The 23,382-nt window shown below is 71.1% G+C and carries 17 protein-coding genes and 1 tRNA gene; 4 read left to right on the top strand and 14 right to left on the bottom strand.

Features of this window, described 5'->3' with window-relative positions:
* The first annotated feature begins 139 nt into the window (after positions 1-139).
* Positions 140-1,183 carry a LacI family DNA-binding transcriptional regulator gene (locus AB1207_RS18560; RefSeq protein WP_367639892.1) on the top strand — a complete coding sequence of 348 codons (1,044 nt, stop codon included), beginning with the start codon at positions 140-142 and terminating at the stop codon, positions 1,181-1,183.
* Positions 1,184-1,310: 127 nt separating this feature from the next.
* Here the strand turns inward: AB1207_RS18560 and rpsA are convergent, their stop codons facing one another.
* Positions 1,311-2,822 (bottom strand): 30S ribosomal protein S1, encoded by a 1,512-nt coding sequence (gene rpsA, locus AB1207_RS18555; protein WP_367639891.1) that lies wholly within the window; start codon positions 2,820-2,822, stop codon positions 1,311-1,313.
* Positions 2,823-3,034: 212 nt separating this feature from the next.
* On the opposite strand from rpsA, the gene AB1207_RS18550 reads away from it, so the two are divergent.
* Positions 3,035-3,850: a class I SAM-dependent methyltransferase gene (locus AB1207_RS18550; protein ID WP_367639890.1), complete on the top strand. Its 816-nt coding sequence runs from the start codon at positions 3,035-3,037 to the stop codon at positions 3,848-3,850.
* Positions 3,851-3,875: 25 nt separating this feature from the next.
* On the opposite strand, the gene AB1207_RS18545 is transcribed toward AB1207_RS18550, so the two are convergent.
* From AB1207_RS18545 to AB1207_RS18505, 9 genes are all read right to left on the bottom strand, one after another.
* Positions 3,876-4,097, bottom strand: coding sequence for a DUF4287 domain-containing protein (locus tag AB1207_RS18545; protein WP_367639889.1), 222 nt, complete (start codon positions 4,095-4,097; stop codon positions 3,876-3,878).
* Complete coding sequence (polA, locus tag AB1207_RS18540) at positions 4,097-6,781, bottom strand: DNA polymerase I (RefSeq protein ID WP_437178982.1); 2,685 nt, start codon at positions 6,779-6,781, stop codon at positions 4,097-4,099. The genes AB1207_RS18545 and polA overlap by 1 nt, the downstream gene beginning before the upstream one ends.
* Positions 6,782-6,957: 176 nt before the next feature.
* Positions 6,958-7,545 (bottom strand): GNAT family N-acetyltransferase, encoded by a 588-nt coding sequence (locus AB1207_RS18535; RefSeq protein ID WP_367639888.1) that lies wholly within the window; start codon positions 7,543-7,545, stop codon positions 6,958-6,960.
* A gap of 277 nt (positions 7,546-7,822) precedes the next feature.
* Positions 7,823-8,575, bottom strand: a complete 753-nt coding sequence (locus AB1207_RS18530) for an ABC transporter ATP-binding protein (RefSeq protein WP_367639887.1) — start codon at positions 8,573-8,575, stop codon at positions 7,823-7,825.
* Complete coding sequence (locus AB1207_RS18525; RefSeq protein ID WP_437178976.1) at positions 8,572-9,414, bottom strand: ABC transporter ATP-binding protein; 843 nt, start codon at positions 9,412-9,414, stop codon at positions 8,572-8,574. Before AB1207_RS18525 ends, AB1207_RS18530 begins: the two co-directional genes overlap by 4 nt.
* Positions 9,407-10,561 carry a branched-chain amino acid ABC transporter permease gene (locus AB1207_RS18520; protein WP_367639886.1) on the bottom strand — a complete coding sequence of 385 codons (1,155 nt, stop codon included), beginning with the start codon at positions 10,559-10,561 and terminating at the stop codon, positions 9,407-9,409. Before AB1207_RS18520 ends, AB1207_RS18525 begins: the two co-directional genes overlap by 8 nt.
* Positions 10,558-11,505, bottom strand: coding sequence for a branched-chain amino acid ABC transporter permease (locus tag AB1207_RS18515; protein WP_437178981.1), 948 nt, complete (start codon positions 11,503-11,505; stop codon positions 10,558-10,560). The genes AB1207_RS18520 and AB1207_RS18515 overlap by 4 nt, the downstream gene beginning before the upstream one ends.
* Positions 11,506-11,624: 119 nt before the next feature.
* Positions 11,625-12,800: a branched-chain amino acid ABC transporter substrate-binding protein gene (locus AB1207_RS18510; RefSeq protein ID WP_367639885.1), complete on the bottom strand. Its 1,176-nt coding sequence runs from the start codon at positions 12,798-12,800 to the stop codon at positions 11,625-11,627.
* 282 nt (positions 12,801-13,082) lie between these two features.
* A complete protein-coding gene (locus tag AB1207_RS18505) occupies positions 13,083-13,700 on the bottom strand; it encodes an ANTAR domain-containing response regulator (protein WP_367639884.1) in 618 nt (205 codons plus the stop codon).
* Between the two features lie 110 nt (positions 13,701-13,810).
* Between AB1207_RS18505 and AB1207_RS18500 the strand changes: the two genes are divergently transcribed.
* Positions 13,811-13,884 (top strand) — tRNA-Leu (locus tag AB1207_RS18500).
* Between the two features lie 159 nt (positions 13,885-14,043).
* Here AB1207_RS18500 and AB1207_RS18495 read toward each other — a convergent pair.
* Together AB1207_RS18495 and pyk are read right to left on the bottom strand one after the other, a co-directional pair.
* On the bottom strand, positions 14,044-14,511 hold the full coding sequence (locus AB1207_RS18495; protein WP_367639883.1) for a hypothetical protein: 468 nt from the start codon (positions 14,509-14,511) through the stop codon (positions 14,044-14,046).
* 529 nt (positions 14,512-15,040) lie between these two features.
* Complete coding sequence (gene pyk / locus AB1207_RS18490) at positions 15,041-16,480, bottom strand: pyruvate kinase (RefSeq protein WP_367639882.1); 1,440 nt, start codon at positions 16,478-16,480, stop codon at positions 15,041-15,043.
* Between the two features lie 155 nt (positions 16,481-16,635).
* On the opposite strand from pyk, the gene AB1207_RS18485 reads away from it, so the two are divergent.
* Positions 16,636-17,052: a hypothetical protein gene (locus tag AB1207_RS18485; RefSeq protein ID WP_367639881.1), complete on the top strand. Its 417-nt coding sequence runs from the start codon at positions 16,636-16,638 to the stop codon at positions 17,050-17,052.
* A gap of 79 nt (positions 17,053-17,131) precedes the next feature.
* On the opposite strand, the gene AB1207_RS18480 is transcribed toward AB1207_RS18485, so the two are convergent.
* Together AB1207_RS18480 and gltB are read right to left on the bottom strand one after the other, a co-directional pair.
* Positions 17,132-18,589 (bottom strand): glutamate synthase subunit beta, encoded by a 1,458-nt coding sequence (locus AB1207_RS18480; RefSeq protein ID WP_367639880.1) that lies wholly within the window; start codon positions 18,587-18,589, stop codon positions 17,132-17,134.
* Positions 18,582-23,189, bottom strand: coding sequence for a glutamate synthase large subunit (gltB, locus tag AB1207_RS18475; protein ID WP_367639879.1), 4,608 nt, complete (start codon positions 23,187-23,189; stop codon positions 18,582-18,584). Before gltB ends, AB1207_RS18480 begins: the two co-directional genes overlap by 8 nt.
* Positions 23,190-23,382 lie beyond the last annotated feature (193 nt).

The following is a 23,382-nucleotide window of genomic DNA, read 5'->3' as shown; positions in this document are numbered from 1 at the left end:
ACCCAGCTTGCCCGCAGGCGGCTGTGCACGCCGGTTCCTGGGTTACTCTGCTGCCGCGAGGACGGTGCGACGCTCCCTCGCCACCCATCCACCACCGCTCCTCGCTGCCGAGGAACGGCCTGCAGGAAGCGGGACCGTCATGTCCGCGGACTCCGACGAGCGGGGCTCCGGCCCCGACGCCGAGGCGCGCGTCCCCGTCCTGGCCGACGTCGCCCAGCTCGCCGGCGTCTCCCAGCAGACCGTCTCCCGCGTCGTGCGCGGCAGCCCGTCCGTCGCGCGGCGCACGCGGGAACGGGTCGAGGCCGCGATCGCCGAGATCGGCTACCGCCCCAACGTCGCGGCCCGCACCCTCGTCACAAAGCGCTCGCACCGCATCGGCGTCGTCGCCGCCAACGCCGCCCTCTACGGGGCGGCGATGACCCTGCAGGGGATCCAGGAGGCGGCCCGGGCCACCGGCTACTCCGTGTCCCTCGTGATGCTGCCCGAGCTCACCACGGCCAGCGTCCAGGAGGCCCTGGAAGACCTGCGCGCGCAGTTCGTCGACGGGGCGATCGCCGTCGTGCCCGAGGACGAGGCGCAGGACGCGGTCCGCGCCGTGGACGCCGCCTTCCCGTGCGTGCTCGCCCCCGGCCTCGACGGAGCCGGCGTCGCCGACGCCTACTGGGCCGAGGTCGCCGCCGCCCGCGCCGCGACCGACCACCTGCTCGACCTCGGCCACCGCACCGTCCACCACCTCGGAGGCCCGACCGACTGGGCCGAGTCCCGCGCCCGTTCCACCGGCTGGCGGACGGCCCTCGTGGAACGGCTGCGCGTCGTGCCCCGGCCCGTGCGCGGGGACTGGACGGCCGCCTCCGGACACGCGGCCGCCCTCGACCTGCCGCTGCAGGAGGTCACGGCCCTCTTCGTCGCCAACGACGCGATGGCCGTCGGCGCCCTGAGCGCGTTGGCGGGCAAGGGTCTGCGGGTCCCCGACGACGTGTCGGTCGTGGGGTTCGACGACGTGCCCGAGGCCGCCTACTTCGCCCCGCCGCTGACGACGGTGCACCAGGACTTCGCCGAGATCGGCAAGCGGTGCGTCCGCGTGCTCCTGGGGCGGTTGCGGGACCGGGTCGTCGAGCCGGGCAGCGTCAGCCCCGAACTCGTCGTGCGGTCGAGCACCGCTCCCCCGCCCGTCCTGCGCTGACCGGTCCGCACGTCGTCGTCGCGGACCCTCGACGCCTGCGCACGGCGCCGGACGCACGAAGGCCCCGACCGGGATCCCGGTCGGGGCCTTCGCACCTCAGCTCAGCGAGGCACCTGGGCTACTGGCCTCAGTTGCCGCCGGTCAGCTTCTCGCGAAGGGCGGCGAGGGCCTCGTCGGACGCGAGCGTGCCCGCGGCCTCCGGAGCCTCCGAGGTGTAGGACGACGGAGCCGACGACGAGCTGCTGCTGCTGGAGCTGCTGCTCGAGGCGGTCGCCGTGGTGCCCTCGGCCTCGGCCTTCGCCTCGGCCTCGGCGGCCTCGGCGACCTGCTTCTTGTGCTGCTCCCAGCGCTCGTGGGCGAGGGCGTACTGGCCCTCCCACTCCTCGCGCTGGGTCTCGTAGCCCTCGAGCCACTCGTTCGTCTCGGGGTCGAAGCCCTCGGGGTACTTGTAGTTCCCCTGCTCGTCGTAGTCCGCGGCCATGCCGTAGAGCGACGGGTCGAACTCGTCGCCGGCGGCGGCGAGGGACTCGGTGGCCTGCTTCAGCGACAGCGAGATCCGGCGACGCTCGAGGTCGATGTCGATGACCTTGACGAAGATGTCGCTGTTGACCTGGACGACCTGCTCCGGCACCTCGACGTGGCGCTCGGCCAGCTCGGAGATGTGGACCAGGCCCTCGATGCCGTCGTCGACGCGCACGAACGCACCGAACGGGACGAGCTTGGTGACCTTGCCCGGGACGACCTGACCGATCGCGTGGGTCCGGGCGAACTGCTGCCACGGGTCTTCCTGCGTCGCCTTGAGCGACAGGGACACGCGCTCGCGGTCCATGTCGACGTCCAGGACCTCGACCGTGACCTCCTGGCCGACCTCGACGACCTCGGAGGGGTGGTCGATGTGCTTCCAGGACAGCTCGGAGACGTGCACCAGACCGTCGACGCCGCCGAGGTCCACGAACGCACCGAAGTTGACGATCGAGGAGACGACGCCGGAACGGACCTGACCCTTCTGCAGGGTCGTGAGGAAGTTCTGGCGGACCGCGGACTGGGTCTGCTCGAGCCAGGCGCGGCGGGACAGGACCACGTTGTTGCGGTTCTTGTCCAGCTCGATGATCTTGGCTTCGATCTTCTGGCCCACGTAGGGCTGCAGGTCGCGGACGCGACGCATCTCGACCAGCGACGCGGGCAGGAAGCCACGGAGGCCGATGTCGAGGATGAGCCCACCCTTGACGACCTCGATGACGGTGCCCTCGACGACCTCGTCGGCTTCCTTCTTGGCCTCGATCGTGCCCCAGGCGCGCTCGTACTGGGCGCGCTTCTTGGACAGGATCAGGCGGCCTTCCTTGTCCTCCTTCTGGAGGACCAGGGCCTCGACCTCGTCGCCGACGCCCACGACCTCGTTGGGGTCGACGTCGTGCTTGATCGAGAGCTCGCGCGAGGGGATGACACCCTCGGTCTTGTAACCGATGTCGAGGAGGACCTCGTCACGGTCGACCTTCACGATGGTGCCGGAGACGATGTCACCGTCGTTGAAGTACTTGATGGTCGCGTCGACCGCGGCAAGGAAGTCCTCAGCCGATCCGATGTCGTTGATCGCGATCTGAGGAGTGGTGCCCGCCGGCGCGGTCGTGGTGGTCGTCATGGAGGTAGGGGCTCCGTCAGGGACAGTCGTAGGTGCACGCCCGGGGGTTCCCGGTCGTCACGCGCGTCCGTCGGGCCGTCACCCTGTGGGGGGAGCAGTCACTCCACCTCGTGGTGGGACCACTGGACGCGCGCCGTCCAAGACTACCGGCGCGGCCGGAGGCGGGCAAAGCGCCCCCGGCGACGGCGCGGCGGCACTGGCAGGATCGCCGCGTGGACCCCGAGCAGACCGCCCAGCCCAGCGTCGGCCGCCGTCCCGTGGGCGCCGCCGAGACCGTTGCCGCGCAACGGTCCTGGTGGGACGCCGAGGCCGCGGAGTACCGCCGCGAGCACGGCGCGTTCCTCGGGGACGCCAGGCCCGGCTCCGACCTCGTGTGGGGACCGGACGGTCTGCGCGAGCAGGAGGCGCACCTGCTGGGGGAGCTGCGGGGCCGCGACGTCCTGGAGGTCGGGGCCGGGGCTGCGCAGTGCGCGCGCTGGGTCGCCGGCCGGGGGGCGCGCGTCGTGGCGACCGACCTCTCCCACGGGATGCTGCGCGAGGGCGCCGTCGCGGCGCGCGCGGCGGGGGTGCCGCTCGTGCAGTGCGACGCCCGGGTGCTGCCGTTCCCGGGCGCGGCGTTCGACGTGGTGTTCACGTCCTACGGGGCCCTGCCCTTCGTCGCCGACGCCGGCCGGGTGCTCGCCGAGGCCGCCCGCGTGCTGCGGCCGGGTGGCCGGTTCGTCGCGAGCGTGCCGCACCCGCTGCGGTGGGCGTTGCCCGACGTGCCCGGCCGGGAGGGGCTGACCGTGACGCACTCGTACTTCGACCGGAACGCCTACGTCGAGGCCGACGAGCACGGCACCGTCACCTACGCCGAGCACCACCGGACCGTCGGGGACTGGGTGCGCCTGCTCGTCGGCTCCGGCCTCGTCGTGCAGGACCTCGTCGAACCCGAGTGGCAGTCCGGCGACGCCGTCTGGGGCGGGTGGAGCCGCCTGCGCGGCGAGCTCGTCCCCGGCACCCTCGTGCTCGTGGCCGACCGCCCCTGAGCGACCGCCCTGCTCTGGGTCGCCCTCAGGCGTCGTCCTCCGCCCGCGTCGCGGCGACCAGGGCGTTGGCGTGACCGTGACCGAGACCGTGCTCGGTCTTCAGCCACGCCACCTGCTCGGAGTGCCGCACCCCGGGGTTCTGCGACCGCTGCTCGCGCAGCAGCGCCTGCCACTCGGCGACGGGCCGGCCGTACGTCGCCTCGATGGAGGGGAAGTACGACGCCGGACCCTTCACGGGGCCGGCCATCAGTGGCCCGCCTCGTGCCAGGACCGCCCGACCCCGACCGACACGTCGAGGGGGACGGCCAGGTCCGCCGCACCCGCCATGGTCGACCGGACGAGCTGCTCGAGCGGTTCGCGTTCGCCGTCGGCCACCTCGAGCACGAGCTCGTCGTGGACCTGCAGCAGCAGCCGCGACCGCAGCCCCGACTCGCGCAGCCCGCGGTCCAGGTCGAGCATCGCGACCTTGATGATGTCCGCGGCGCTGCCCTGGATCGGGGCGTTGAGCGCCATCCGCTCGGCCATCTCCCGGCGCTGGCGGTTGTCGCTGGCCAGGTCGGGCAGGTAACGCCTACGGCCGAGGATCGTCTCGGTCCACCCCGTCCGCCGGGCCTCGTCGACGACGCCGCGCAGGTAGTCGCGGACGCCGCCGAAGCGCTCGAAGTACTCGTCCATGAGGCCCTTCGCCTCCTCGGTCGAGATCTTCAGCTGGTTCGACAGGCCGAACGCGGACAGGCCGTACGCCAGGCCGTACGACATGGCCTTGATCTTGGCGCGCATCTCCGACGTCACGTCCGCCGGCGCGACGCCGAAGACGCGGCTGCCGACGAAGCGGTGCAGGTCCTCGCCGGAGTGGAAGGCCGCGATGAGGCCCTCGTCGCCGGACAAGTGGGCCATGATCCGCATCTCGATCTGCGAGTAGTCGGCCGTCAGCAGGCACTCGTACCCGCCGTCGGCCGCCCCCGGGCCCACGACGAAGGCCTCGCGGATGCGGCGGCCCTCCTCGGTGCGGATCGGGATGTTCTGCAGGTTCGGGTCCGTCGAGCTGAGGCGGCCCGTGGCCGCGATCATCTGCTGGTACGTCGTGTGGATGCGGCCGTCGTCGGCCACCGACTTCTGGAGCCCCTCGACCGTCTGGCGCAGCCGGGACGCGTCGCGGTGCTCGAGCAGGTGGGCCAGGAACGGGTGCTCGGTCTTGACGAACAGCGCGGCCAGCGCGTCGGCGTCGGTCGTGTATCCCGTCTTGGTGCGCTTGGTCTTGGGCATCTCGAGCTGCTCGAAGAGGACCGTCTGCAGCTGCTTGGGCGAGCCGAGGTTGATCTCGGTGCCGATGACCTCGTAGGCCTGCGCCTGCGCCTGGGCGACGCGGTCGGCGAAGTGCTGCTCGAGGTCGGCGAGCAGGCCCGTGTCGACGGCGACGCCGACGCGCTCCTGCCGGGCCAGGACCCCGACGAGCGGGAGCTCCACCTGGGCCAGCAGCCGCGTCCCGCCGCGCTCCGCCAGCTCGGTGGCCAGGACGCCCGCGAGCTCGGTGGTGGCCAGGGCCCGGACCATGCCCTCCTCGGCGCGGGCCTGCTGGTCGCCGCCGACGGGCCCGTCGCCACCGTCGAGGGTCAGCTGCTCGTCCGCCGCCTCGGTGGGCTCCGCGGACGCGGACCCCTCGGCGCGCAGCTCCCGCTTGAGGTGCCGCACGGCGAGGTCGGCCAGGTCGTAGCTGCGCTGGTCGGGCCGGCACAGGTACGCGGCGAGGGCGGTGTCGAAGACGACGCCCGCCAGGTCCCAGCCGCGAGCCCGCAGCGCGTGCGAGGGGCCCTTGACGTCGTGAGCGACCTTGGGGCGGTCGGGGTCGGCCAGCCAGGCGACGAGCGCCTGCTCGTCCGCCGGATCGATCGTCACCGGGTCGATCCAGGCGGCCACCCCGTCGGCGCCGGCCAGGGCCAGGCCCGTGACCTCCCCCGTGCCACGGCCCCACTCCCCCTGCACGTGCACACCGGTCCGCCCGGAGGCGTGGTCGGTGAGCCACGGCGCCACCTCCCCGGCCAGGAGGACCGCGCCGTCGACGCCGAACCCCTCCTCGGCCTCGGGTTCGGCCGACTCCAGCGTCGCGAACAACCGGTCGCGCAGGACGCGGAACTCCAGGCCGTCGAAGACCGTGTGGACCTGCTCGCGGTCCCAGGCGCGGCGGACGAGGTCCGGGACGTCGACGTCGAGCGTGAGGTCGCCCACGAGCGCGTTGAGGCGCCGGTTGCGGATGACGCCGTCGAGGTGGGCGCGCAGGTTCTCCCCCGCCTTGCCCTTGACCAGGTCGGCGTTGGCGATGACCCCGTCGAGGCCGTCGTAGGCGGCGATCCACTTCGCGGCCGTCTTGGCGCCCACCCCCGGGATGCCCGGCAGGTTGTCGGACGTCTCACCGACGAGGGCGGCCAGCTCGGGGTACCGCTGCGGCGGGACGCCGTACTTCTCCTCGACGGCCTCAGGCGTCATGCGCGTCAGCTCGGAGACCCCGCGGATCGGGTAGAGCACCGTGACCTCGGGCCGCACGAGCTGGAAGGCGTCCCGGTCCCCCGACGAGATGAGCACCTCGAACCCCTGCGCCACAGCGCGTTCGGTGAGGGTGGCGATGACGTCGTCGGCCTCGTAGCCCTCGACCTCCACGACGGGGACGCGCAGCGCCGCGAGGACCTCCTTGACGAGGTCGACCTGGCCGCGGAACTCGTCCGGGCTCTTGGTGCGGGTGCCCTTGTACTCGGCGTAGACCTCCGTGCGGAACGAGGCGCGCGAGACGTCGAAGGTGACCGCGAAGTGCGTCGGCTCCTCGTCCCGCAGGAGGTTGATGAGCATCGAGGTGAAGCCGTAGACCGCGTTGGTCGGCTGCCCCGTCGTCGTGGAGAAGTTCTGCACCGGCAGCGCGTAGAACGCCCGGTACGCCATGGAGTGCCCGTCGATGAGCAGCAGCCGCGGCTTCGTCGGCGCCGCCTTCGCCGGGGACTTCGCGGCGGACCTCGCGGCGGTCTTCTTCGCGGTGGGGCTGGTCGTGCGGGATGCGGCGGGGGTCACGTCGGTCAGGGTAGTCAGGAACTCCGACACGACCCCACGCCAGCGGTCCGTCAGCTGGCGGTCGGGACCTTCAGGCCCTCGCCCGCCCGGGCCAGCCGGGCCCGCAGCGACCGGCGCCGGGCCACGACGTCGGTCGTGTGGACCGCCGCGGCCGGGCCGTCGGACAGGCGCCGGCGCAGCACCGAGAGGGACACGGCGCGGCGGACGACGACGGGGGCGAAGCCCAGGCGGGCCAGGTAGCGGGTGTAGTCCCGGTCCCCCGGCAGCACCGTGCAGGCGATCTGGTCGGCGCCCTCGCTCTCGGCGACGTGCACGGCGCGACGGAGCAGGGCCCGGCCGACGCCGCGGCGCCGCAGGCCGGGCACGACGTGCAGGTGCTCGATGCTCGGGCCGGCGCAGTTGCCCAGCGGCAGGAGCGGGGAGGTCGTCAACAGGGCGTACCCGGCCGGCTCGGCCCCGCAGAAGGCGAGGAGGACCCGCACCTCCCCGCTGGCGAGGGAGCGGACGAGGCGGGCACGGACGCTCTCGACCGAGGCGCGCAGCTGGGCCTGGTCGAAGCGGGCGGAGGCGTAGAGCTCCATGAGGACGTCGACGTCAGCGGTACCGGCGTCGCGCACCTCGACTGCGGGTCGTGCCACGGGTGGATCCCCTTCCGCGCGGCGCACCGCACGGTGCGCACGACGAAGCAGACCGGGCCCCCGCTCCGGTGGTCCCCTCGTCCGAGAGGGCGACTGCGCCGGACACTAGGGCACCGTGGCCGCGGGCGGAAGATCCCGTCGCGATCGGATCGTGACCTTCACTCGGTGTGGCGAATGCTCAACAGCGTGCCACCTCTCGACCTCACGCCGGAAGGGCCGCCGTCCGCCGCACGAGCGGTCGGACGACGACCCTCCAGCGAGGCCGTGGACGGATCCGCTAGACGTCGCCGCCGAGGTAGGCGGCGCGGATGGAGTCGTCCGCGGCGAGCTCGGCGCCCGTCCCCGAGCGCACGACGGTGCCGGTCTCCAGGACGTAGGCGACGTCGGAGATGCGCAGGGCCTGGGCGGCGTTCTGCTCGACCAGCAGGACGGTGGTGCCCTGCTGGTTGATCTCCACGATGATCGAGAAGATCTGCTGGATGAGCTTGGGCGCGAGCCCCATCGACGGCTCGTCGAGCAGCAGCACCCGCGGGCGGCTCATGAGGGCGCGGCCGATGGCGAGCATCTGCTGCTCACCGCCCGACATCGTCCCGGCGATCTGGGTCCGCCGCTCCGCCAGCCGCGGGAACAGCGAGAAGACCCGGTCGAGGTCCTCCTTGTAGGCCGCCGTGCGGCGGTCCTTGCGGGTGTAGGCGCCCATGTCGAGGTTCTCCTCGACGGTCATCCCGACGAAGGTCCCGCGACCCTCGGGGGCCTGGCACAGACCGCGCGTGACGAGCTTGTGCGAGGGCACCTTGGTGATGTCCTCGCCCTCGAACACGATCGAGCCCGTCCGCACCGTCCGCAGCCCCGAGACCGTCTTGAGGGTCGTCGTCTTCCCGGCCCCGTTGGCGCCGATGAGGGTCGCGATCGCGCCCTGCGGCACCGCGAACGACACGTTGCGGATGGCCTCGATGCGCCCGTAGTTGACGCTGAGGTCGGTGACCACGAGCTGGTCGGCACCCTTGCTGGTGCCTGCAGGAGTCGTCACAGCTGTTCGTCCTCTGCGGAGAGCTGGTCGTCGTCGACACCGAGGTAAGCGGCGATGACGGCCGGGTCGTTGCGGATGTCGGCGGGCAGGCCCTCGGCGATCTTCTTGCCGAACTCCAGCACGACGATGCGGTCGGTGACGCCCATGACCAGGCGCATGTCGTGCTCGATGAGCAGGACGGTGTTGCCGAGGTCGCGGACCTTGCGGATGAGGTCCATGAGGCGCTGCTTCTCCACCGGGTTGAACCCCGCGGCGGGTTCGTCCAGGCACAGCAGCTTCGGCTTCGTGGCCAGGGCCCGCGCGATCTCCAGCCGGCGCTGCTCGCCGTAGGAGAGGTTGCGCGCCAGGTCGTCCCCGCGGTGCCCGAGGTCCATCATCTCCAGCAGTTCCTCGGCCAGCGCGTGCCCCTCGCGGGTCTCGCGCCGGTGCCGCGGCAGCCGGAACAGCGAGTTCACGACGCCGGAGCGGTGGTGCGAGTCCGCTCCGACGAGCACGTTCTCGCGCGCCGTCATGTTCCCGAAGAGGCGGATGTTCTGGAACGTCCGGGCGATGCCGAGCCGGTTGATCTGGTACCGCTTGCGACGGCCGAGCGGCTGGCCGTCGAAGACGACCCGCCCCTCGGTCGGCTGGTACACCCCGGTGAGGGCGTTGAAGCACGTGGTCTTCCCGGCCCCGTTGGGGCCGATGAGACCCAGGATCTCGCCCTGGCGGATGTCGAAGGAGACGTCGTTGAGGGCGACGACCCCGCCGAACCGCAGCGTGACGTTCTCCATGGTGAGCAGGGGCGGGCCGAACTCGCGGGGAGCTGCGGCCGCGGTGCCCTCGGTCAGTTCAGGCACGAGCGGCCTCCTCGGTCCCTTCGAGTCGCTTGGTCACGTCGTCGGCCCGCTTGGCCCGCCGCGCCCGGCGCGGGGGCAACAGCCCCTGCGGGCGGAAGTTCGCCAGCAGCAGCAGGAGCAGGCCGAAGACCACGATGCGGAAGTCGGCGAACTCGCGGAACCGCTCCGGCAGGTACGCCACGACGACACCACCGGCGATGGCACCCCAGCGGTTGCCCTGCCCGCCGATGACGACCGCGGCGAGGAACATCATCGACAGCTGAATCATGAACGAGTCGGGGTTGATCGCCCCGATGCGGCTGGCGTAGAGCGCCCCCGACAGCCCTCCGACGAACGCACCCATCGCGAAGGCGAGCAGCTTGAACCGGAACGTCGGGACGCCGTTGAGCTCGGCGGCCTCCTCGTCCTCACGGGTCGCCTCCCACGCGCGGCCGACGCGGCTGGCCTGCAGCAGCTTGTCGGCGAAGATCACGATGATGATGACGATGAGGGAGAGCCAGTAGTACGGCACCGCGTCGAGCAGCCCGAACTTCAGGAACACCGACCGCGCACCCTCGCCGAGGTCGACCTTGGCCGTGGCCCCGTCCCACAGCAGGCTGGGCAGGCCGAACAGTTCCGTGGACGGCGGGCGCGGGATGCCCGTGATGCCGCGGGCCTGGTTCAGCCACTCCGAGTTCAACGCGGTGATGCGGATGATCTCGCCGAAGCCGAGGGTCACGATGGCGAGGTAGTCCCCCCGCACCCGCAGCGTGGGCGCCCCGAGCAGCAGACCGCTGGCCGTCGAGATCGTGACGGCCATGATGACGAGGACGAACCAATTGACCTGGCCGTGCAGGGATCCGAACACTCCGACCGTGTACGCGCCGATGGCGTAGAAGCCGACGTAGCCGAGGTCCAGCAGCCCGGCGTAGCCCAGCACGATGTTCAGGCCCAGCGCGACGAGCGCGTAGTTCGCGACCGTGGCCAGCACGGCGCCGAACTCGGCGTCCGGGGTCGAGACGATCGGCAGGTTCAGCAGCGGCAGGACGAAGAAGAAGACCGCGATGGCGACCCAGACGAGGATCTGGACGGGCCGGGGCAGGTCAGCCCAGCGGTCGGCGAAGGACGGGCGCGCCGCGACCTTCGCCGGCGTGGTGTCGGTGCTCATGCGCGGGCCTTCCCGAGGGACTCACCGAGGATGCCGGTGGGGCGGAACAGCAGGACCACGACGAGGAGGAGGAACGAGACGACGTCCTTCCACGACGAGGCGAGCCCGAACAGCGTCGCGTAGTTCTCGGCCAGCCCAAGGACCAGACCCCCGACGAGCGCACCGCGAATGTTCCCGATGCCGCCGAGGACGGCGGCCGTGAAGGCCTTGATCCCCAGGACGAAACCGACGTTGTACCGGGTGACCCCGATGTGGATGCAGTACAGCAGGGCCGCCGCACCGGCCATGAGACCGCCGATGACGAACGTCAGCTGCACGACCCGCTTCTGGTTGACGCCCATGAGGGCCGCCGCCTCGGGGTCCTGGGAGACGGCGCGCACACCGCGGCCGAGCCGGGACCGGGAGACGAACTGGTCGAGGGCGATCATCATCAGGATCGCGGCGACGAGGACGATCAGCTGGTTGCTGCGGATCTCGAACCCTCCGGCCGAGAAGACGGTGACGTTCGGCAGCGGGTTGACGAAGGTGGTGTTCTCACGGGCCAGCCGGACGTAGGGGGCCAGGACGCCGTCGAGGTTCAGCCAGCCGGCGATGCGGTCGCGCAGCCCCATGAGCTCGGACAGCATGAACGACGCGCCGATGGCGGAGATGAGGGCGACGAGCGGCGGCGCGTTCTTCTCCCGCAGCCGGCGGTAGGCGATGCGCTCCACGACGAGCGCGACGCCACCGCTGACTGCCATGGCCGCGACGAGGGCGAGCAGGAGGAAGCCGATGGCGACGGGGACGCTCATGCCCTGGCGCGCCCCGAGGAGCGTCATCATCCAGACGGCGCCGAAGCTGCCCCACATGAAGACTTCCGAGTGGGCGAAGTTGATGAGGCGCAGGACGCCGTAGACGAGCGTGTAGCCGAGAGCGAACAAGGCGTAGATCGCGCCGACCACCAGACCCGTGAAGGTCAGGTCGAGGAACGTGGACAGGGGGAACCACCCGGGGTGAGGTGAGCTGACGGGGACGGGACGTGCGACGACCCCACCCGCGGCGAGCGGATGGGGCCGTCACGGCGTCAGGAGTTGATCTCCTGGTCGGCCACGATCTTGCCGCCGTCGACCTTGTAGGCCCAGACGCTGACCGAACTGGGCTCGCCCTTGTCGTCGAACTTCAGCTGCTTCGTCACGCCCGGCTTGTCGTAGCTCGCGACGTAGGACAGCAGGTCCGCTCGCGTGGTCTTGCCCTCGGAGATCCCGTTGAGCAGGATCGTCGCGGCGTCGTACCCCTCGGCCGAGTACGTGGCCGGCGCGGAACCGACAGCCTTCGTGTAGTCCTCGACGAAGGTGCCCTCGGCCTTGTCCGGCGGCAGGCAGGGGCAGGTGACGTAGGCGCCGTTCGCGGCGTCCGCCCCCGCGGCCGTGATGAGGCCGTCGTCCTTGGCGCCGTCGTCGCTGATGAACGCGACCTGGTCGCTGGACAGACCCGCGTCGCGCATCTGCTTGAGCAGGAGGCCGGCCTCGGCGTAGTACCCGCCGAAGAACACCGCGTCCGCGCCCGAGGACCGGATGTCGGCGACGACGGCCGAGAAGTCCGTCTGACCCTTCTGGACGGTGTTGTCCTTGACGTCCGCCGCGCCCAGGTCCTTGCGGACGATGTCCGCGAGGCCCTTGCCGTACTCGGAGGAGTCGTCGACGACGTAGACCTTCTGCTTGCCCAGCGTGCCGGTGATGAACTTCGCGGCGGCCGGGCCCTGCGTGGCGTCGTTGCCCAGGACGCGGAAGAACGTCTTCCACCCGTTCTCGGCCAGCGACGGGTTCGTGGCCGACGGGGTGATGTGGACGAGGTTCACCTCAGGGTCGGCGAAGACCTTGTCGGCGACCTTGGACTCACCGGAGAAGGCCGGGCCGACGATGCCCACGAGCTTGGTGTTGCCCGCGGCCTTCTGCGCCAGGCCCTGCGCCTGGTTCTGGTCGCCCTGCGAGTCGTAGGGGGTGAGCGTGACCTGGCAGGCCCCCGACTTCGCGTTGTGCTGGTCGACGGCCAGCTTGACGCCGTTGTTGATGTTCACACCCAGGTTGGCGTCCGGGCCGGTGAGGGCGCCGAAGAACCCGATGCTGATGCCCTCGGGGCAGCTGCCGCCGGAGGAGCCGGAGCTCGCACCGGACGAGGTCTCCCCACCGGTGGTGCCGCAGGCGGCCAGCAGGAGGGCGGCCGCCGCAGCGGGGGCCGCGAGTTTGACGATGGAGCGCACTGGGCTTGTCCTCCTGGAGGAGAGGGCACGAGAGCACGCGCCACGACGCGCGTTCCCGTCAGCACCACCCGGGAGCGGTGGAGCCGTGGTGAACACTAGGGGTCGCCCGGCGCATTCGGGTGGATTCGGTGCACGAGTTCATCGGGTCGTTACACATTTCGGCCACCGGGACGCCCTGGAACTGCGCAGATGGACCGGTTCACCACGCTGGGCGAGGACACGGACACGACGACGGCCCCGCACCTCGAGGTGCGGGGCCGTCGTCGGACGAGTCGGTGAGGCTCAGCCGCGGTCGTCGCCGGCGCTGATGACGGTGTTCGCGACCTCGCGCATGGTGAGGCGCTTGTCCATCGACGTCTTCTGGATCCAGCGGAACGCCTCGGGCTCGGTCATGCCGAACTGCGTCTGCAGCTTCGACTTCGCGCGGTCCACGAGCTTGCGGGTCTCGAAGCGGTCAGCGAGGTCGGCGACCTCGTCCTCGAGCGCCATGATCTGCTGGTAGCGGCTGACCGCGATCTCCACGGCGGGCAGCAGGTCGGCCGACGTGAACGGCTTCACGACGTAGGCCATGGCGCCGGCGTCGCGGGCGCGCTCGACGAGCTCGGCCTGCGAGAACGCGGTGAGGAGCACGACGGGCGCGATGCGCGCCTTCGCGATGCGCTCGGCCGCCGAGATGCCGTCGAGGACGGGCATCTTGATGTCCATGACGACGAGGTCGGGCTTGTGCTCCTCGGCGAGGGCCACGGCCTGCTCGCCGTCCCCGGCCTGGCCCACGACGTCGTAGCCGGCCTCGGTGAGCATCTCGACGATGTCGAGACGGATGATGGCCTCGTCCTCCGCGACGACCACCCGACGTGTGGTCGTGGAGGAGGAGGCGGTGGTGTCGGCAGTGTTCGTCACGCGGGCATCCTAGTCGGTGGGCGTCTGCGCGCACACCGCGCCTACTACCCCCTGTCGTGGCCCGGGCCGTGCACCGGCGGGGCTCCCGCTCCTTGTAGGGTGATCCGCACGCCCTGGTAGCCCAACCGGCAGAGGCAATCGACTCAAACTCGATCCAGTGTGGGTTCGAATCCCACCCAGGGCACCGCCGAGCAGGGTGGGGTGGGGCCCCAGAGCCACAGCTGTGGGGCCCCGAGCATCGCGAACTACGGGGGACAAGCCCCAGGATGCGGTCGGCCCGTTGGCCTCCTTGCGGTATCTGCCGCGGATTGCGTCAACGAGCCGCTAGCTCCGCAGTCGCGACTCACGGATAGATGTCAGCACAGGGTCCCCCCTTCAAGCTGCCATTGATCGTCAGGGCCCCGCAGACGCGTCCCGTCTTGAAGTTGCGGTGCGGGAAGATTTGGTACGTCGCCCTACTCGTCGCTCCACGATAGAAGGGGGAAGTGAACTGCTCGTACTGATTTCCGCGGTAATCGAAGAACGTGATCTTCAAGAACACGTTCGCTGGCCTCGTGATCGGCGCAGCAATATCCACATAGACAGTGTCCACGCGAAGACCGGAGCCAGCGACTTGCAAGCAGATGTTCTCGCCTGCGATACCCTGGAAACCCCAGCCCGACAGAGCCGCGCACTTGTTCGCACTCGCCTGCGCATTGACTGGCCGCGCAGCTATGAGCCCGCTGAATACAAGCAGCGCCGACAGGAAGACGACCAGAGGCATGAAAGGCCGCCGCGAGCGAACTCCTGCAGACATCAGCATCGAACCCACTTCTCAAACTTCGCAGGCCAGCGACCATCCACCGTTGTCCACCAGACAGATCCTGACGAACCGTACGGTACCCCACCCTCGCCAGGCCTCACGCTGATGCAGGGACTGTCGTCGCCATTCTGCAGGTAAGCGCGAACGTAGTCAGTTCCGGGGCCGCTACAGTTCCACCAGTTCGCGTTCCACCGCGAGAACTGCTTGTCCTTCCCGACGAAGTTGGCTGATCCGACATCCCGGCCCCATTTCCCGGCGCAGGGTGACGGCTCAGCAGTTGCGGGGGCCGCGGTCGAGATGCTGAACGTTGCGACTAACCCACCCAGCACCACTAGGGCCCGAAATCGGCCATGCTTGACCATGTTTCTCCTGTCACGATGACGATGCCTGATCGGCACGCCGAGCATGTCGTTCACTACTCCTCCTCGTCAAGGAAAACCACAGCTTCTTTGCCTCGCGCATTAATACGGAACTGGGAACAATAAAAGGCCGCCGACCCAGGCAACGGGTCGGCGGCCTCATGGGGGCTTGCCGTAGATCAGGCGTACGCGCTGGAGACCCCGGCGCTCGCGTCGCCGATGCGGTGCACGCGCACCGCGTTGGTCGAGCCGACGATCCCGGGCGGGGCACCGGCCACGATGACGACGAGGTCGCCGACGGCGCAGCGGCCCATCTCCTGCAGGCGGCGGTCGACCTCCTTGACCATCTCGTCCGTGGTGGAGATGAACGCCGCGTACTGCGAGTCCACGCCCCACGACAGCGCCAGGCGGCGGCGCGTCGTCTCCTCGGCCGTGAAGGCGACCAGGGGGATCTCGGCCCGCAGCCGCGACAGGCGGCGCGCGGAGTCGCCGGACTGGGTGAAGGTGACGAGCAGCTTCGCGTCGAGCTGCTTGCCGATCTCCGAGGCCGCCAGCGTGATGGCGCCACCCTTGGTGTGGGGCACGGTGCCGAGGGCCGCGATGCGGTCCGCGCCGTGCGTCTCGGTGTTCTCGATGATGCGCGCCATGGTGCGCACCGCCTCGAACGCGAAGGCCCCGACGCTCGTCTCGCCCGAGAGCATGAGGGCGTCCGCGCCGTCGAGCACGGCGTTGGCGCAGTCGGAGGCCTCGGCGCGCGTGGGCCGGGGCGCGGTGATCATCGACTCGAGCATCTGCGTCGCCACGATGACGGGCTTGGCCTGGCGGCGGGCGAGCTCGATGGCGCGCTTCTGGACGAGCGGCACCTCCTCGAGCGGGAGCTCGACGCCCAGGTCACCGCGGGCGACCATGATCCCGTCGAAGGCCGCGACGACCTCGCGGAGGTTCTCGACGGCCTGCGGCTTCTCGACCTTGGCGATGACGGGGACGGTGACGCCCTCCTCGTCCATGATCTTGTGCACGTCGTCGGCGTCGGCCGCGGAGCGCACGAAGGACAGGGCCACCATGTCGACGCCGAGGCGGAGGGCGAAGCGGAGGTCCTCGACGTCCTTCTCGGACAGCGCCGGGACGCTCACAGCCACGCCGGGGAGGTTGATGCCCTTGTTGTTGCTGACCGGCCCGGGCACGGTCACCTTCGTGACCACGCGGGGGCCGTCGACGGCGGTGACCTCGAGGCCGACCTTGCCGTCGTCGATGAGGATCCGGTCGCCCACCGCGACGTCGCCCGTCAGGCCCTTGTACGTCGTGGAGGAGACGTCCTTCGTGCCGACGACGTCCTCGGTGGTGATCGTGAAGACGTCACCCACCGCGAGGGCGTGCGGGCCGTCGGCGAACTTCCCGAGGCGGATCTTCGGACCCTGGAGGTCGGCGAGGATGGCGACGGACCGCCCGGTGGCCTCGGCGGCGGCGCGCACCCCCTCGAAGTTCGCCCGGTGGTCGTCGTGCGAGCCGTGGCTCAAGTTCATCCGGGCGACGTCCATCCCGGCGTCCACCAGTGACCGCAACCCTTCGGGACCGGCCACAGCGGGCCCGAGGGTGCAGACGATCTTCGCTCTGCGCATGCCCCGACCCTATTGCGCCGCCGGTGGTGATCGGCGCGTGGGGCGCGCCGGACTCCGGACGGACACCGGATCGTCACCCGCGACACCCCCGCGGACGGGTGACGCCGACGTGCGCGGCCCCGCCGCCCGCACCACCATGACCACGTGATGACCCGGTGAGCACGCACGAACCCCAGCACGACGGGGCCCGGCCCCCCGCGGAGGACCTCGACTTCGAGCGCGAGATCGACGACCTCGCCCAGGAGTCCCTCGACCACGAGTACGCCGTCTACGTGCGCCTGCACGACGTGGGCGAGTGGCCGCCGGACGCGCTGGCCGGGCTGCTCGCAGACCTGCACGCGGCCCACCCCCGCGTCGAACGGGCACTGACCGGTGCCGAGGCTCCCGAGCACGACGTCGTCATCAGCGTCGACGGCGACGGCCTGGACGCCGAGGGGGCCGCGCGGCACGCCCTGGGGCGCGTGACGGCGGCCGCGTCGGCGCGGGGGCTGGCCGGGCACGGCGCCGACGTCACGGTGCTGTCGGACGAGGCCGTCTGGACGTACGACCGCGACGAGGTCGCCCGCTGGTAGGACGGGCGGACGCACGAGGGGGTGGGCACCGGCCGGTGCCCACCCCCTCGTGCGTGCTGTGCCCGCGTACCCGACGAGGTCAGGCGGTCAGCGGCACCGCGTCGGCCCGGATGGGCGATGGCAGCGCCGTGTCCCCCATGAGGAACTCGTCGACGGCGGCCGCACAGGCGCGGCCCTCGGCGATGGCCCACACGATGAGCGACTGGCCGCGTCCGGCGTCGCCGGCCACGTACACGCCCGGCGTCGACGTCGCGTAGCCCGGCGTGCGGGTGAAGCGCGTCCGGGCGTCGGCCTCGAGGCCGAGCTGCCCGACGATGCCGCCGTGCTCGGGACCGGCGAAGCCGATCGCCAGCAGCACGAGCTGGGCGGGCAGGTCGTGCTCGGTCCCCTCCACGGGGGTCCACACGCCGTCGACCTTGGTGACCTCCACGAGCCGCAGGCCCGTGACCTTGCCGTCCTCGCCCACGAACGCCCGGGTGGAGGCGGAGAACTTCCGCTCACCGCCCTCCTCGTGGGAGGAGGACACCGAGAACACCTTGGGCATGGTGGGCCAGGGCTCGTGCTCGGCCCGGTCCTCCGGTGCCATCGGGTAGATGTCGAGCTGGGTGACCGACCGCGCACCCTGGCGCAGCGCGGTGCCGTAGCAGTCCGACCCGGTGTCGCCACCGCCGATGACGACGACGTCGAGGCCGTTCGCATCGATGTAGGTCGCCGGGGGCTCCTGGCCCACGGCGACGCGGTTCGTCGGGGGCAGGTACTCCATCGCCTGGTGGATGCCGGCCAGGTCGCGACCGGGCAGGTCCACCTCGCGCCACTGGGTGGCGCCGGTGGCGACGACGACAGCGTCGAAGCGCTCCCGCAGCTGCTCGCCGGTGATGTCCACGCCGATGTCCACGCCGGCCCGGAAGCGGGTGCCCTCGGCCTCCATCTGCGCGAGGCGGCGGTCCAGGACCGAGCGCTCCATCTTGAACTCGGGGATCCCGTACCGCATGAGGCCACCGATGGCGTCGTCCCGTTCGTAGACGACGACGGTGTGCCCGGACCGGGTCAGCTGCTGGGCGGCCGCGAGACCGGCGGGGCCGGAGCCCACGACGGCGACCGTCTTGCCCGTGAGGCGCTCGGGCACCTGCGGGGTGATCCAGCCGGCCTCGGCGGCGTTCTCGGCGATCATCACCTCGACCTGCTTGATGGTCACCGGCGGCTGGTTGATGCCGAGCACGCACGCCGACTCGCACGGCGCGGGGCACAGCTTCCCGGTGAACTCCGGGAAGTTGTTCGTCGCGTGCAGGCGCTCGATCGCCGCGCGCATGTCCCCGCGGCTGACGAGGTCGTTCCACTCGGGGATGAGGTTCCCCAGCGGACACGCGTTGTGGCAGAACGGGATGCCGCAGTCCATGCAGCGGCCGGCCTGGCGCTGCAACTGCTGCTGGTCCTGCTTCTCGTACACCTCGCGCCAGTCCATCAGGCGCAGCGGGACGGGGCGGCGCGGCGGGAGCTCCCGCTCACGGACCTTGAGGAACCCCCGGGGGTCAACCATGCGAAGCCTCCATGATGCGGGTGAGCACGGCGTCGGAGTCCGGTTCCAGACCGTCGGAGACGGCCTTGGCCCGGACCTCGAGCACGCGGGCGTAGTCCCGCGGGACGATCGTCGAGAAGCGCTGCCGCGCAGCCCCCCAGTCGGAGAGCAGCTTCGCGGCGACGGTGGAGTCGGTGTTGTCGCGGTGCTCCACGAGGAGGTCGTGGACCCTCGCGGCGTTGTCGTCGTCGAGCGGGACGACGTCGACCATGTCGCGGTTCACGCGCGACTCCTTGAGGTCGAGCACGTGGGCGAACCCGCCGGACATGCCCGCGGCGACGTTGCGGCCGACGCGGCCGAGGACGACGACCTCACCACCGGTCATGTACTCCAGCGCGTGGTCGCCCACCCCCTCGACGACAGCGGTGGCGCCGGAGTTGCGGACGCAGAACCGCTCCCCCACCTCACCGCGCAGGAACAGCTTCCCGCTCGTCGCGCCGTAGGCGATGACGTTGCCCGCCACGATGTCCCGGTCCCGCGAACCCGACGCGGTGTCGGGCCGCACGACGACGGTGCCGCCGGACAGGCCCTTGCCGACGTAGTCGTTGGCGTCGCCGAACAACCGCAGCGTGATGCCGCGGGGCAGGAACGCGCCGAACGACTGGCCGGCGGACCCGGTGAGGGTGACGTCGACCGTGCCGTCGGGAAGGCCCTCCTCGCCCCACTTCTTGGTCAGCTCGTGGCCGAGCAACGTGCCGACCGTGCGGTTGACGTTGCGGACGGGCAGCTCGATGCGCACCGGGGTGCCGCTGACGAGGGCGTCGGCCGCGCGCTCGATGAGGACGTGGTCCAGGGCCTTCTCCAGCCCGTGGTCCTGCGTCGTCGAGCGGTGCAGCGTCGAGCCCTCCGGGCCCTTCGGGGCGTGCAGCACCGGCGCGAGGTCCAGCCCCGACGCCTTCCAGTGCGCGACGGCGCGGCGGGTGTCGAGGACCTCGACGTGCCCGACGGCCTCCTCGACCGAGCGGAAGCCGAGCGAGGCCAGCAGCTCGCGGACCTCCTGCGCCACGAACTCGAAGAAGTTCACGACGTACTCGGCCTGGCCCGTGAACCGGGCGCGCAGCTCGGGGTTCTGCGTCGCGACCCCGACGGGGCAGGTGTCGAGCTGGCAGACGCGCATCATGATGCAGCCCGAGACGACGAGCGGGGCGGTGGCGAAGCCGAACTCCTCCGCACCGAGCAGCGCGGCGATGACGACGTCGCGACCCGTCTTGAACTGCCCGTCGACCTGCACGGTGATGCGGTCGCGCAGCCCGTTGACGACGAGGGTCTGCTGGGTCTCGGCCAGGCCGAGCTCCCAGGGACCGCCGGCGTGCTTCAGGCTCGTCAGCGGCGCGGCACCCGTCCCGCCGTCGGCCCCGGAGATGAGGACGACGTCGGCCTTGGCCTTCGACACACCCGTCGCGACCGTGCCGACCCCGACCTCCGAGACCAGCTTGACGTGGACCCGGGCGGCCGGGTTCGCGTTCTTGAGGTCGTGGATGAGCTGGGCGATGTCCTCGATCGAGTAGATGTCGTGGTGCGGCGGCGGCGAGATGAGCCCCACGCCCGGCGTGGAGTGCCGCGTCTTGGCGATGTTCGGGTACACCTTGTGGCCCGGCAGCTGGCCGCCCTCACCGGGCTTGGCGCCCTGGGCGACCTTGATCTGCAGGTCGGTGGCCGAGGTCAGGTAGTTGCTCGTGACGCCGAAGCGGCCCGAGGCGATCTGCTTGACCTTCGAGGTGCGCTCGGGGTCGTAGAGACGCTCGACGTCCTCGCCGCCCTCCCCGGAGTTCGAGCGGCCGCCGAGGCGGTTCATCGCGATCGCGAGGACCTCGTGGGCCTCCTGCGAGATGGAGCCGTAGCTCATCGCGCCGGTGGAGAACCGCTTGACGATCTCGCTGACGGGTTCGACCTCGTCGACGTCGACCGGCTCGCGGGTGCCCTTCTTCAGCTGCAGGAGACCGCGCAGCGTCATGAGGCGCTCGGACTGCTCGTCCACGCGGGAGGTGTACTTGCGGAAGAGGGCCTCGTTGCGCGAACGCGTGGAGTGCTGCAGCTGGAAGACCGTCTCGGGGTCGAACAGGTGCGGCTCCCCCTCGCGGCGCCACTGGTACTCCCCGCCCGTCTCGAGCGTGCGGTGGGCGCGCTCCTGCCCCTCCACGGGGTAGGCCAGGCGGTGGCGCTGCGCGACCTCCTCGGCGAGGACGTCGAGCCCGACGCCGCCGAGGCGGGAGGTCGTGGCCGTGAAGTACTCGTCGACGAGGGTCTGCGACAGGCCGAGGGCCTCGAACACCTGAGCACCGCGGTACGACGCGACGGTCGAGATGCCCATCTTGGACATGACCTTCAGGACGCCCTTGCCGAGCGCCTTGATGAGGTTCTTCACCGCGGTCTGCGCGTCGACCGTCGTGATGACCTGGTGGCGGACGAGGTCCTCGACCGTCTCCATGGCCAGGTACGGGTTGATCGCGGCCGCGCCGTAGCCGATGAGCAGCGCGACGTGGTGCACCTCGCGCACGTCGCCGGCCTCGACGACCAGGCCGACCTGGGTGCGCAGCTTCTGGCGCACCAGGTGGTGGTGGACGGCCGAGGTCAGCAGCAGCGACGGGATCGGCGCGTACTCGGCGTTGGAGTCGCGGTCGGAGAGCACGACGAAGACGGCGCCGTCGGCGATGGCCCGGGAGACCTCCCCGCGGATCTCCTCGATGCGGCGGGCCAGCTCGGCTCCCCCGCCCGCGACGCGGTACAGACCCTTGACGACGAGCGTCGTGCGGCCCGGGTTCCGGCGGTCGCGGTCGATGTGGACGATCTTGGCGAGCTCGTCGTTGTCGATGACCGGGAAGGGCATGACGAGCTGGTGGCAGTGCGCCGCCGACTCCGACAGCGCGTTCTGCTGCGGGCCCGTCGTCGTGATGAGCGAGGTGACGAGCTCCTCGCGGATCGCGTCCAGCGGCGGGTTGGTCACCTGGGCGAAGAGCTGGGTGAAGTAGTCGAAGAGCATCCGCGGGCGCGTGCTCAGCACGGCCAGCGGCGTGTCCGACCCCATGGAGCCGATCGGCTCGGCGCCGGCGCGCGCCATCGGCGCGAGGATGAGCCGCAGCTCCTCCTCGGTGTAGCCGAAGGTCTGCTGACGACGGGTGACCGAGGCGTGGCTGTGCACGATGTGCTCGCGCGGCGGCAGGTCGGGCAGCCGGACAACGTTCTTCAGCCACTCCGCGTACGGCTGCGCGGCGGCGAGCTCGGCCTTGACCTCCTCGTCGTCGACGATGCGGCCCTTGGCCGTGTCGACGAGGAACATCTTCCCCGGCGCGACGCGGCCGCGGGCGACGATCGAGGACGGGTCCAGCTCCAGGACACCGGTCTCCGAGGCCAGGACGACGAGGCCGTCGTCGGTGACCCAGTAGCGCGAGGGACGCAGGCCGTTGCGGTCCAGGACGCCGCCGATGACGGTGCCGTCGGTGAACGTCAGGTTGGCCGGGCCGTCCCACGGCTCGGAGAACATGGAGTGGAACTCGTAGAAGGCCCGGCGGGCCGGGTCCATCTCCGTGTTGTTCTCCCACGCCTCGGGGATCATCATCAGCACCGCGTGCGGCAGCGAGCGGCCGGCGAGGTGGAGCAGCTCGAGGACCTCGTCGAACGAGGCCGAGTCGGAGCCCTCGGTGGCGCAGATGGGGCCCAGGCGCTGCACGTCACCGGGGATGAGCGGGGTGCTCATCGTCGACTCGCGCGCGGCGGTCCAGTTGCGGTTGCCCTTGACCGTGTTGATCTCGCCGTTGTGGGCGATGGTGCGGAACGGGTGGGCCAGCGGCCAGCTCGGGAACGTGTTCGTCGAGAAGCGCGAGTGGACCAGGCCGAGCTCGGAGGTGTACCGGCGGTCGGACAGGTCCGGGAAGAACGGCTCGAGCTGCCCGGTGGTGAGCATGCCCTTGTAGACCATCGTCCGCGCCGACAGCGAGGGGAAGTAGACGCCCAGGTCGCGCTCGGCGAGCTTGCGCAGCGCGTACACCCGGCGGTCCAGGTCGACGCCGGTCTCCAGCGGACGCAGCCCGTCGGTGCGGGTGGCGACGAAGAGCTGGGCGAAGAACGGCATGCAGGCGCGGGCCTGCTGGCCCACGAGGTCCGCGGTCACGGGGACGTCGCGCCAGCCGAGGACGTCGAGGCCCTCGGCCTCGGCGATCTCCTCGATGCGGGCGACGGCCTCGGCACGCTCGGCCTCGTCGACGGGCAGGAAGGCGTTGCCGACGGCGTAGGCGCCCTTGGCGGGCAGCTCGACGCCCTGCTCGGCCATGACGGCGCGCAGGAACTCGTCGGGGACCTGGGTGAGGATGCCCGCACCGTCACCGGTGTTGGCCTCGGCGCCGACGGCTCCGCGGTGGTCGAGGTTGCGCAGGGCGGTCAGCGCGTGCTCGACGATGTCGTGACCTGCTTCGCCGCGCATGGTCGCGACGAAGGCCACGCCGCAGGCGTCCTTCTCGTTCGCGCGGTCGTACAGCCCGGCGTTGTCCGGGAAGCTCGTGAAGGGCAGCGGGCGGACCTGCTGGCCGAGGTGCGACGCCGTGTGGGTGGACGTGTGAGGCGACATGCAGTGCACCGTCCTGAAGAGAGAGGTCCAGGACCTCGGTGGACAGGGGGTCTCTCGACGGGTCTCCTCGAGGGTCGCCCGGGCGGGCGGATCTCGGTGAGCCGGGTCAGTCTCTTCGAGATGAGGCTCGCGCCTGGGGGGCGCGCACCACGAACGGGGGGCGGCGCTGGCCCACGTTCACCTCACTGTAACG

This window comes from Kineococcus endophyticus (assembly GCF_040796495.1).
Lineage (GTDB): Bacteria > Actinomycetota > Actinomycetes > Actinomycetales > Kineococcaceae > Kineococcus > Kineococcus endophyticus.
The sequence above is the reverse complement of the archived record's forward strand: the minus strand, read 5'-3'. Positions and strand labels throughout refer to the sequence as shown.